A 12,443-nucleotide genomic window follows, 5' to 3' on the forward strand; every position below is an offset into this window, starting at 1 on the left:
CCACTCAGCGAGAATTAAAAGGCTTAGAGGCAAGGCATTGATTGAAGAGAATGGTTATTCAGGAGAATATGCTCCTGCATTCTCTAATAAGCTGCATCCATGCAGCGTCCTTGTCAAAATCAATAACGCAGCATGTAAGCCTTTGCCTTTTATTAGGTACTCGCCCTCTGGGAGCTTGCTCGATGCCCACTAACATCGTTAAATTTATTTGATTTAGAATGACTAAACCGAAACAAATCCCCCTTGTTATTGAACATTGAGCATAGCTCTGAGTTGGGAAGAAATTTAATCAAATTGGTATTAGCCTGCACTGTTATCTAGACGGAACGAGTGCGCATAATTAGCACTAAGGACTTAGCTGCATTATTTACGGGGGAACCTACTACCCTATCTATTGTGCTAATTAGTGCACTATTCACCTCACTAAAACGATGGGCTAAACCGTATTAAATTAATTTGGTTAACAGAGTGTTTACAAGTTGGCGGCATGGCTAAAGTTTGATAAAATTCGGAAAAATTCCCCCCCCTAAATTTCAATTGATTAATAATCATTTATTAAGGATGAACATGAAATCTAAAATAGCGATTGCCGCACTGCTTTTATCACCTTTGTCTGGCCAATATGCCTTAGCTGAAGACGAAGCTGAAGTTGAAGAAAAATCAGCATTAACTGTTTCTGCTGAGCTAGGCTTTTTATACAAAACAGGTAACACCAAAAGTGGTGATATTAAAGTCGGTATAAACTTAAAGCATGAAAAAGACCAATGGTTAAACATGTTAGCTTTTAACGCACTTGCTAAAAAGCTTGAAACAGAAGATGAAAATGGCAAAGACGTATATGAAAGCACTGACAATAAGTGGGACATTTTAGGTCAGTCTAACTACTCACTTGAAGAAGGTGGCAAAAATTATCTTTACGGTAGTGCATTTTATCAACAAAATAAATTCAACAGCTTTGCCTATCAAACATCTGCATCACTTGGTTGGGGTCGTCATTGGATAGACAATGAAACCAGTTCATTTTTTGCTGATATCGGTCCGGGTGTAAAATACGACGTTATTCGTGCAGAGCCAGCAACAGCAACAACAATAGCAACTGAAGAGTACAGTGAAACCGCCGCTATATTGCAAGTACAAGCACTATACACCAATAAGATAAACGACTTTGTTGAGTTCAAGCAATACTTTGTTGCCAAACAAGCCGTTGAGTCTGATAAGAATAGTTATTATCGTTCAGAGACGTCACTTACTACTAAGTTAATTGACTCTTTACAGTTTAAATTCTCTTTCCTTGTAGAGCATGATACTGAAGTAGAAACAGGTTTTGAAAATACTAACACCGAAACCTCAGTGACTTTAGTTTATAGCTTCTAGAAAATAAACAACGTAAAACTTAGTTGCTTCATCTCCAACTTAATAATAAGGCTGTCATTTCTTTTAGAAAACAGCCTTTTTTATTGTCTTTTTTTACTTATAAAAAGCTGAACCGCTGCTCATTACACACAAAAAACCAGTCGTTGAGGCTGGTTTTTTCATTAGTTAACTAGTTAACCTGAACTCTGGATAATGAGTGCTTGATGTTTAATTAAAAACAACAACTTACGATTATTAAGAATAAAATTTACAAGGTTAAGTAACGATATACTCTATCAATGTTTCAATTTATTCGATTATCAAGGCAAAACGTTTATGAATAACGGGTTATTTATTGACGTTTTAACGCTGATAATCAGATAAAGGGGAATATTGAGCAAGTGCTGCTTATCCAGAGTTCAGGTTAGTTAGTAAGGAATCTAGCTAAACTGGTTAGACGTATTGTTCGCGCCGCCAGCTTTAAGTGCATTCTCACCAGCAAAGTATTCTTTGTGATCATCACCCATGTCAGAGCCTGACATGTTTTGGTGTTTAACACAGGCGATACCTTGACGAATTTCTTTACGCTGTACACCTTTAACATAACCCAACATTGCCTCATCACCAAAGTACTCTTTCGCCAAGTTATCAACAGACAATGCTGTGGTATGGTAAGTAGGCAAAGTGATCAAGTGATGGAAGATACCGGCTTCACGTGCAGTATCCGCTTGGAAACTACGAATCTTGTCATCTGCACGTTTAGATAATTCAGTTTCATCATAGTCAACACTCATTAAATCAGCACGAACATAGCGAGAAACATCTTCACCTGCAGCAACCATGGCATCAAAGGCTTGTTGACGGAAGTTCAACGTCCAGTTAAATGATGGGCTGTTGTTGTAAACCAGTTTAGCATTGGGAATTTCTTTACGAACCTCGTTCATCATTGCGGTGATATCAGCAACGTTTGGTGTTGCCGTTTCAATCCATAATAGATCAGCGCCGGCTTTAATGGCTTCGATGCTATCAAAAACACAACGCTCTTCACCCGTACCTTGACGGAACTGGTATAGACCAGAAGGTAAACGCTTAGGACGAACTAGCTTACCGTCACGGTTAAAGCATACGTCGCCTTCAGCCATGTCAGCTACGTCAATTTCTTCTACATCTAAGAAAGAATTATAGATATCACCTTGATCGCCCGGCTCTTTAACTACCGCGATTTCTTTAGTAAGACCTGCACCTTCAGAGTCAGTACGGGAAACGATAATACCGTTATCGATACCTAGTTCTAGGAAGGCATGGCGCAAGGCACGGATCTTAGAATGAAAATCTGCGTGAGGAACCGTTACTTTACCGTCTTGATGGCCACACTGTTTTTCATCGGCAACTTGATTTTCGATTTGCAGCGCACAAGCACCGGCCTCAATCATTTGTTTGGCCATAAGGTAAGTTGCTTCAGCATTACCAAAACCGGCATCGATATCAGCAATAATTGGCACAACGTGAGTCACGTGATTATCAATTTTATATTGAATGGCAGCTTTATCGCCTTCGCTTGCTTTATCTAAGTCGCGGAATAAACCGCCTAGCTCACGTGCATCAGCTTGACGTAGGAAAGTGTACAGCTCGGCAACCAATGAAGCTACCGAGGTCTTTTCGTGCATAGACTGATCAGGAAGTGGACCAAATTCACTGCGCAGTGCAGCAACCATCCAACCAGAAAGGTACAAATAACGACGGTCTGTTTTACCATCAAAATGCTTCTTGATCGAAATCATTTTTTGTTGGCCAACAAAACCATGCCAGCAACCTAAAGATTGAGTGTACTGAGAGCTATCAGCATCATAAGCGTCCATATCGCGACGCATAATGTCGGCAGTGTACTGAGCAATCTCTAAACCGGTTTTGAAGCGATTTTGTGTGCGCATACGGGCAACAGACTCAGGATTAATTGCAGCCCAAGAGCTACCCGCTTTTTCTTTAATAGCTTTAACCGCTTCGATTGCACTTTGATAGTTAGACATATCATTCTCCAAAAGTATTGTTGTAGATTAATGAGTAGTTATAGGTGATCATTAGTATTGGTTGTTTAACTTCCTACTCTGGAGATTCAATCAGAGATCAAACCTCAACATGACTACCAAGAAGTAAGCTTTCATACCGGACTACAAAAACAATAACCCAATACCTAGGTATTTTTAAAATATATAATCACTATTGCCACCATTCACACAATGAATACAACTCCGCATTTATTACCTTGTTTAGCGATTATTTATCACTAAAATTATAAAATTTCATTGAATTACCCCATTATTTAGCTTATATCTATCTGACTTATATTTATTGAAAGAACCATCAACGACATGAATATTTCTAAAATTGATTTAAACTTACTTATTTATTTAGACGTATTATTGCGTGAGAAGAATGTTACCCGGGCAGCAAGCCAGCTTAATATTACCCAACCGGCAATGAGCAATGGCTTAAAACGATTAAGAACTTTATTTAACGACCCTATTTTAGTGCGCACTTCTGACGGCATGGTACCAACAGAACGCGCCCGCACTCTAGGGCCAAGCATTCGAAAAATATTACTTGAGTTAGAAGAAGCGTTGCAAGGCGAAGAAGAGTTTAACGAATTTAATAGCCAGCGGGTCTTTAGGATAATGGCCAGTGACTATGCCGCTTCAACGCTGATCCCTACACTTCTAAGGGCTTTAAATGAAGTAGCACCGAATGTCACCTTAGACATTATGACGCCAAGTGATGTCACCTTTCATGATGTAGAGGCCGGTAAAATTGATATGGCGATTAACCGCTTTGATGAGTTACCGCAATCTTTTCATCAAAAAGCGATATGGCGTGACTCTTTCTCATGTTTATTAAATGCTAATAGCCCATTAGTCAGTCAGTTTAATTTAAACGCTTACTTAGGCGCGAAACACGTTTGGGTTTCCAAAACGGGCTTTGGTGTCGGCGTGGGTATGGATCCCAAAGATGTGCAAAAGCTTGGCTGGGTTGATGAAGCACTGGCTCGCTTAGGCAAGAAGCGCGATATTAAGGTCTTTACCCGTAATTATCATGTTGCCATGCAATTAGCTTACGAAGATAACTTAATTGCCACTTTACCGACAAAAGCCGCGATGTTACATAAAAATGACAGTAACTATACTATTGTAAAACCACCATTTGATATTCCAGAAATAGAGCTTAAGATGATCTGGAGTCCCTTATTACATCACGATGCTAGTCATATTTGGTTTAGAAAATTAGTTATTGCTGCTGCTGTAAAATGCCAGGAAACTATATAAGCCACCATGAAAAACCTTTTCTATACCATTTTTGCCATCAGCATTTGTTTACTACTAGGAAAGCTTGCTAATGCGCTATTAGCAGCTTTACCCGCCAGTTTATATGGCATGATTATTTATGCGTTATTTTTACAGTTAAATTGGTTTAGCGTTGCCAGAGTGACTAAAACTAATCAGTGGTTTATTAAACATATGGGAGTATGCCTGGTACCTGCAGGTATGGGTATCATTGATAATTTCCAGTTAATTCAGCAACACGGCATTTCGCTAGTCGCTATTATTTTTAGCTCAACTTTATTATTACTCACTGTCATTGGTTACTTAAGTGAGCGTTTTTTAACAACGTCTAACAATAATACGGCTAAAACAACGACAGGTTCAAGCTAATGCTAAGTACTTTCATTGCGAACAGCCCAATATGGGCGAGTATTGTTATCACCTTAGTCACCATAACAACGTATCAATTAGCAGCAGCTTGCCAACAGAAATGGCAATCTATTTGGTTAAATCCCATGCTGATCTCTATTTGTGTGTTGGTCCCCCTGCTGCTTATTCTTGAACTTAACTATCAGGAATATAGTCAGACAACTCAGATACTTAACCTTATGTTAGAGCCCGCTATTGTCGCGCTAGGTTTCCCTCTTTACCAACAGCTAAAGCAAATTCGTTTACACTGGCGAGAAATGACTGCTATTTTGGTCTTTGGTATCGTTATCGTTATCTCGGTGAGTTTTATTCTGGCCATGTTATTAATCAAAGCTCCTGACATAGCCATCGCTTTGTCCCTTAAATCAGTTACCACACCTATTGGCATTACCTTAACCGAGCAATTATTTGGTGATAGTTCCATCACAGCGTTTGCTATCTTGATTGCCGGTTTGTTTGGTGCCTTGCTTGGCCCTCAATGGCTGAGTTTTATTGGCGTAAACTCCGCCAAAGCCCAAGGGTTAGCCATTGGTAGTGCTAGCCATGTAATTGGCACCGCAGTCCTGGTCCGCAAGAGCGCTGAACATGGTGCATATAGTTCAGTGGCGCTGATTTTCTCAGCCGTATTAACGGCACTTATTAGCCCTTGGCTCATTCCCTTGTTACAGCAGCTATTTAACTGAAGCAGTTTAAGTCAATGTCACCAGCAAGCATCATTCACAATATGAATGATGCTTATCATAAAGTACAATGATATGAATTCGCTAACAGCGTCCTCTTTAATAAATAATATATAAGTCCTATTTAACAACGTCTTACTAAAATAAAATAACATCTTCAGTTTCACAACTATATTTCAAACCCCAAAAGCACTATTGCCAGCAGTGATAATAAGCCCTAGGATTATCATTAATATTTATTTATAGCATTCGTTTTTCATAAAATGACCGAAATATCGCTAAAATAAACACTTTCACACCCACATTCTTAACGCTTTAAGCAAATTTTTAAAATAAGGTGAAGTAAAAAATGGCAGCGACAGTATTAGTAGAGAACTTAACAGTAAGCCAATGTCTTTTTGATTTTATTGAATATGAAGCATTACCTGGCACCGATATTAGTTCGAGTCATTTTTGGCAGGCGTTTTCTAGCATAATTAATGACTTAGGCCCTGAAAATAAAAATCTTTTATTAAAAAGAGATACGCTGCAAGCCAGTATTGATGATTACCATAGAGGCAACAAGCCTCTTGATTTTTCTCACTATAAAAATTTCTTGAGCGAAATTAATTACCTTGTGCCGCAAGTTGAAGATTTTCATATTAATACGACTAATGTCGATAATGAATTAGCTCTTATGGCTGGCCCTCAGCTTGTTGTGCCAATCATGAATGCACGTTTCGCCTTAAATGCCGTAAACGCACGTTGGGGCAGTTTGTATGATGCGCTTTATGGCAGCGACGTGATAAGCGATGAAGATGGCGCACAGCCAAATAAAGCCTATAACCCGGTACGTGGTAAAAAGGTTATCGCCTTTGCTAAAGATTATTTAGATCAAGCGCTGCCATTGGTATCGGGTAGTCATGAACAGGCCGTTGGTTATCACTTAACTGAACAACAATTGATGGTAAGCCTTGCTGATGGCCAGCAAAGTCCCTTAAAGACGCCGTCAGCTTTTATTGGTTTTACTGGCAGTATCAATAATCCAGAAGCCTTGATGTTCTCCAACAATGGTTTACATCTCAACCTACAGTTTAACGATAACAGCGCTATTGGCCAAGAAGATGCTGCGGGCTTAAGTGACATCATGCTTGAGTCTGCTTTAACCACCATTATGGATTGTGAAGATTCTGTCGCCGCTGTTGATGGCGAAGATAAAGTAGTAGCTTATCGAAATTGGCTAGGTTTGATGACAGGTAAGTTATCTGCAACATTAAATAAAAATGGTAAAACCATCACCCGTACCATGAACAGTGACTTTAGTGTACAGACACTAAATGGTGACACCGTTACCCTCAAAGGCCGGAGTTTAATGTTCATTCGTAATGTAGGCCATTTAATGACAAATAATGCCATTATCGATAGTCAAGGCAACGAGATACCCGAAGGCATACTTGATGCGATGATCACCTCACTAGTTGCCATACATGATTTGAAAGGCAATGGTCAATACAGTAACAGTAGTGAAGGTTCAATTTACATTGTTAAACCAAAAATGCACGGTCCTGAAGAAGTCGCCTTTGCCAACACCTTATTTTCTCGTGTGGAAACCGCGTTATCATTACCGCAAAATACCATAAAAATGGGCATAATGGATGAGGAAAGACGCACCAGTGTTAATTTAAAGAATTGTATTTTTGCGGCTAAAGATCGCGTGGCATTTATCAATACCGGCTTTTTAGACCGAACTGGCGATGAAATTCATACCTCGATGATGGCCGGTGCGATGGCAAGAAAAGCAGATATTAAACTAACACCTTGGATTGGTGCGTATGAAGATAACAATGTTGATGTCGGTCTTGCCTGTGGTTTTAGCAAAAAGGCACAAATTGGCAAAGGCATGTGGCCTATTCCCGATCAAATGTCGAATATGCTAGCAACCAAAATAAACCATGTTGAAGCAGGGGCAAATACTGCTTGGGTTCCCTCACCTACTGCAGCAACACTACATGCTATTCATTATCACCGCGTCAATGTTTTTGATTTACAGAAAAAATTAGCCAAACGTTTGCCAGCTAATATTGACGATATTTTAACGATTCCCTTAGCAGAGAACACTAACTGGACTGACGCTGAAATTAGCCAAGAGCTAGATAATAATTGCCAGGGAATTTTAGGCTATGTGGTACGCTGGATAGATCACGGTGTTGGCTGTTCGAAAGTCCCCGATATCAATAACGTTGGCTTAATGGAAGATAGAGCTACTTTGCGAATTTCTAGTCAACACATTGCCAATTGGTTGTGCCATAACATTTGTACCACTGAGCAAGTGCTGACAAGTTTGAAGAAGATGGCCTCTATTGTTGATAAACAAAATGCCAAAGATGCTAGCTATCAAGCGATGAGTGATGATTTTAGTAACAACATTGCCTTTAAAGCCGCGTCAGCACTTATATTTGAAGGTGTTACCCAAGCCAATGGCTACACCGAGCCATTACTACATCAATATCGTTTAGCAAAGAAGCGTCAATTGAGCTAGTTTCTACGAAAATAAGTGATGCAATGCCATTTCATTGCGGGATCACTTAAAATGAATCAACATAGGCGCTATTGACCATTGAACAATAGCGCCATTTTTTTGCCTTATCTAAACGAAAAACCTTGCTCTAGGCCTCCTCAATTTAGCTATATTAATTGTTACTTATTTAAATAATTTGAAATATTTATTCACTTCACCCGCTCTAATAAAGTAGCTTGTTAAAAAAAAACGCTAGGCGCCCATTTTTAGTACGCTACCCTAAAGCGCCTTTACCATCTACCTTATGAAAGAAGCAGCTTATCTCAACTCACTAGCATATTATTTAAACATCCAGTAAAGTAACACTTGTAACAATTTAGTAAACAAAACGAAAAATAGGATCTGTAAAGCTTTAAACACTGAGTGGCACAGACAGTAAAAAATCAATCAAACACTTACATGGCTGAAAGGATATAGGCAATGAAATCAATTAAATTACTGTTAGTGAGTTTTACTATCACATTTGTCGCATTGATGACCATTTCGCCTGCACTGGCTAAGCCATCCGTTAAAATTCAGTATTTAAATGTAAACCATAGCTTTAGCAAAAGTTTTGCTAGCTACGATATTATCAAGGCTGCGGCAGAGGTACCTCACACCTTATCAACTCAAAACAGTAATAGTTTTTCTTCAGGTTTGATCCTTTCTAGTTCCCGTTTATTAATTGAAGATAGTTCGCAGTTAGCAATCAATGTTGTCAGTCAGTCTAACGAATTTTTTAGCAGCGCCCTGATGTTTAATGACAAATTTAACCAATTTATTTCATTTTTCAGCGCGCCGACTAAAGGCGATACTTCCGGACAGTTAGCGCCTTTAGCTGAAAGGAATATGAAGGAAAAATGTAAAAACTCTGTCGACTATAGTTAGCCGGTCGAGTAAATAACGAGAAGCCCCCCCTCCTATTAGAAAGAACAAATGCGACTTTTAGATTTATTGCCATAAAAGTCTGAAATTTGTAAAATTAATTTTACTCCTAGCTATAGCTAAACTGCCCGCAAATTAAAGCACTAATATAGTTAAAAAACGCAACTATCAATATTCTCCACACCAATTTTGCGTTACTCTGCCCTATCAATTTTATTCAGCTTGCTTATAACGATGAAAAATATAAAAAAAATACTTACCGGTTTTATGCTTATTAGTTTATTAGTATTAGCAACTGCATTAACTTGGCTTTATAGCAAAGTTGATGGTGCTCTGCCCTTACTCGACGGTAAAAAAACAGTTTTTGGTTTAACAAAAACTGTCACTATCGAGCGAGATAAGCAAGGAATAGCCACCATAAAGGCCCAAAACCGAGCAGATGTTTCAGTGGCTTTAGGCTTTATTCATGCGCAAGAACGATTTTTTCAAATGGATTTATTAAGGCGCAATTCGGCCGGTGAGTTAGCAAGTTTGTTTGGCTCTATAGCACTTGATTATGACAAATCTATCCGTAGGCACCGCTTTCGCGATAGAGCCAGAGAAATCGTTGCTCAATTACCTCAACAGCAACTTGAATTAGTTAAAGCTTATACTAGAGGAGTAAACCAAGGATTAAAATATTTAAGATCATCACCTTTTGAATACCTACTGCTGCAACAAGAGCCTGTTCAATGGAGTGAAGAAGACTCAATCCTGACTATTTTTAGTATGTATATAGATCTTCAATACCACGATGGTAAAAGAGAACGAACTCTCGGCTTGATGAAAGCCGTTTTGTCGGGAGATGTTTACGCGTTCTTAAACCCTAAAGGTAGTATTTGGGACGCCGCCATTGATGGTAGTCAATTTACCCAAGCGCCAATGCCATCATCACCTTGGCCCTCGGCATCAAGTTTAAATTTCAACGACAAAAATAATAAGACTATAATGCTGGCGAGTAACAAAGAAGGTAGGTATCAAGGCGACCACCTACCGGGCTCTAACAGTTGGGCAATTTCAGGAGAGTTAAGCGCCACAGGCACTGCGGTAATAGCCAATGATATGCATCTGGGTATTCGTGTCCCTAATACTTGGTTCCGCGCTTCTTTTGAGTATCCCAGGTCAACAGAGGATAGTTCATCATTATCATTAATCCCTGAAAAGATTAAAGTGACAGGGGCCACCTTGCCAGGTACCCCTAATATGGTTATTGGTAGTAATGGGCATATTGCTTGGGGATTTACCAATAGTTACGGTGATTTCAGTGATGTTATTGTCTTAACCAGTAGTGCTGATGGCAGCCAATATTTAACACCTAAAGGCTATGTAGACTTTACTCAGAAAAGACAAGTTATTGCTGTTAAAGGACAAAAAGCACATAAAATCACTTTTAAAGAAACTATATGGGGACCCGTTATTGGTGAAAACCACCTAGGCCAGTTACTCGCTTATAGATGGGTTGCTCATGATAAAGAAGCGATAAATTTAACAGCAACGGAACTAGAACAAGCAACCAACGTAGATCAGGCCTTCAATATTGCTGCTCGCTCAGGTATTCCTTCTCAAAACCTATTAGTTGTCGATAAAACTGGCGATATTGGTTGGACAATTATGGGCCCCATTCCAAAGAAAAATGGCGCTACTGGCAATACACCTCAATCATGGAGTTCCGGCCAAAATAGCTGGCAAGGCTATTTATCTCCTGCGCAATACCCTCGTATTAAAAACCCAGAGAATCAACGACTTTGGACGGCTAACTCTCGTGTTGTTGGCGGTGATATGTTTGAAAAAATTGGTAATGGTGGTTATGCCTTAGGCGCCCGTTCAACGCAGATTAGAGATAATCTAATAAACCATAATAAGTTTGATGAACAAAGCTTACTGGCCATTGGTTTAGATGACGAAGCCAAGTTTTTACAACGTTGGAAAAAATTTATCGTTGCAACGGTATTAAGCGAGCAAGTTATGGCTGAGAATAACGATTTTAAACAAGTGAAAATCTTGTTAGAAAACGCAGAGACTCTCAGAGCAAGCCCTGACTCGGTAAGCTATCGCTTAGTGCGTAACTTTCGCATAAACCTCAGGGACAGTGTATTTTTCGAACTAACAGAAAGCTTAAAAGGTATTGATAAGGCTTTTAATTTCAAGAGTATTCGTCACCAAATCGAAACGCCACTTTGGCAGTTAATTAACGAACAACCTGAAAACTTCCTCATGTTAGGTGAAGATAATTGGCAGCAAACATTTACCAAAGCACTGGCGTTAACAGTTAAAGACATGACCCAAAAGCAAACATTAGCGGATGCCACCTGGGGACAACAAAACAGCTCTGCAATAAAGCATCCGCTTAGTAGTGCACTGCCCTTGTTAAACAACTGGCTTGATATGCCTAGCAAAGCGTTAGCTGGCGATAGTTATATGCCAAGAGTACAGGGGAAAGCCTTTGGCGCTTCAGAGCGTATGGTGGTTTCTCCAGGCCATGAGGACAAAGGTATCTTTCATATGCCAACAAGCCAATCAGGACACCCTTGGAGCCCTTATTACGGTAAAGGACATAGTGATTGGGAAGAAGGTATAGCTTCACCATTTTTACCGGGAAAAACCCTCTACGAGCTTACATTACTAAGTTATTAACTCATGGTATTTAACCCAGTCAATGATCAATATTTGAAATAGCTATTTTTGATACCGCTATTTTATAAAAAATTAAAGGAAGTACACCCATGACCATTTTAATTACCTGTTTATTTATGGCCTTACTTTTACCGTTACTGGCAAAAGCACCTGTAGCCTATGCTATGGCCAAGCAAGGCAGATACAATAACAATCAGCCGAGGGAGCAGCAAAGTAAGCTAACAGGCTTTGGCGGACGAGCACTAGCAGCCCATCAAAATGCTTTCGAGTCTGTCATTCTTTTTGCTCCTGCTGTTATTCTTGCTTTAGCCACGGATAATATTCAGCAAACGGTCGTCATCTTGGCCGTTATACATATTATTGCGCGAGTGCTTTATAATATTTTATATTTATTTGATCTCAGTTCATTAAGATCAATTACATGGGCAATTGCCACTCTATGTAGCTTTAGCATTGTCTTTCAATGTATTCCCTAGCCGCCCTTTAAAAACAAAAAACATCTAAAGAAACAGTTGACACTATTTGGCTAAGGTAGCTAGAGTAACTACTCAAAGTAAACTGTCATCTACAATA

Annotated in this window: 10 protein-coding genes; 9 read left to right on the plus strand and 1 reads right to left on the minus strand. The window is 39.3% G+C overall.

The genetic code is table 11. The features are described from left to right. On the plus strand, nucleotides 1–193 hold a 193-nt coding region (locus tag F580_RS26735), incomplete at its 5' end, for a hypothetical protein (RefSeq protein ID WP_040357723.1). Between the two features lie 374 nt (nucleotides 194–567). Continuing rightward, the gene (locus tag F580_RS0119130) at nucleotides 568–1,374 is read left to right on the plus strand and encodes a DUF481 domain-containing protein (RefSeq protein WP_019029363.1); all 807 of its coding nucleotides are present in this window, start codon (nucleotides 568–570) and stop codon (nucleotides 1,372–1,374) included. Between the two features lie 419 nt (nucleotides 1,375–1,793). On the opposite strand, the gene F580_RS0119135 is transcribed toward F580_RS0119130, so the two are convergent. Continuing rightward, complete coding sequence (locus F580_RS0119135; protein WP_019029364.1) at nucleotides 1,794–3,380, minus strand: isocitrate lyase; 1,587 nt, start codon at nucleotides 3,378–3,380, stop codon at nucleotides 1,794–1,796. Nucleotides 3,381–3,722: 342 nt separating this feature from the next. Between F580_RS0119135 and F580_RS0119140 the strand changes: the two genes are divergently transcribed. The 7 genes from F580_RS0119140 (at nucleotide 3,723) to F580_RS0119170 (ending at nucleotide 12,346) form a co-directional block, all read left to right on the plus strand. Further along, nucleotides 3,723–4,670, plus strand: coding sequence for a LysR family transcriptional regulator (locus F580_RS0119140; RefSeq protein ID WP_019029365.1), 948 nt, complete (start codon nucleotides 3,723–3,725; stop codon nucleotides 4,668–4,670). Nucleotides 4,671–4,676: 6 nt separating this feature from the next. Continuing rightward, complete coding sequence (locus tag F580_RS0119145; protein ID WP_019029366.1) at nucleotides 4,677–5,057, plus strand: CidA/LrgA family protein; 381 nt, start codon at nucleotides 4,677–4,679, stop codon at nucleotides 5,055–5,057. Then, complete coding sequence (locus F580_RS0119150; RefSeq protein WP_019029367.1) at nucleotides 5,057–5,779, plus strand: LrgB family protein; 723 nt, start codon at nucleotides 5,057–5,059, stop codon at nucleotides 5,777–5,779. The genes F580_RS0119145 and F580_RS0119150 overlap by 1 nt, the downstream gene beginning before the upstream one ends. Nucleotides 5,780–6,125: 346 nt before the next feature. Continuing rightward, nucleotides 6,126–8,294: a malate synthase G gene (locus F580_RS0119155; RefSeq protein WP_019029368.1), complete on the plus strand. Its 2,169-nt coding sequence runs from the start codon at nucleotides 6,126–6,128 to the stop codon at nucleotides 8,292–8,294. A 459-nt stretch (nucleotides 8,295–8,753) separates the two neighbouring features. After that, nucleotides 8,754–9,200, plus strand: a complete 447-nt coding sequence (locus F580_RS0119160) for a hypothetical protein (RefSeq protein ID WP_019029369.1) — start codon at nucleotides 8,754–8,756, stop codon at nucleotides 9,198–9,200. 231 nt (nucleotides 9,201–9,431) lie between these two features. Continuing rightward, complete coding sequence (locus F580_RS0119165; RefSeq protein WP_019029370.1) at nucleotides 9,432–11,870, plus strand: penicillin acylase family protein; 2,439 nt, start codon at nucleotides 9,432–9,434, stop codon at nucleotides 11,868–11,870. A gap of 89 nt (nucleotides 11,871–11,959) precedes the next feature. Beyond that, on the plus strand, nucleotides 11,960–12,346 hold the full coding sequence (locus F580_RS0119170) for an MAPEG family protein (RefSeq protein ID WP_019029371.1): 387 nt from the start codon (nucleotides 11,960–11,962) through the stop codon (nucleotides 12,344–12,346). Nucleotides 12,347–12,443 lie beyond the last annotated feature (97 nt).

This window comes from Colwellia piezophila ATCC BAA-637 (assembly GCF_000378625.1).
GTDB classification, from domain to species: Bacteria; Pseudomonadota; Gammaproteobacteria; order Enterobacterales; family Alteromonadaceae; genus Colwellia; species Colwellia piezophila.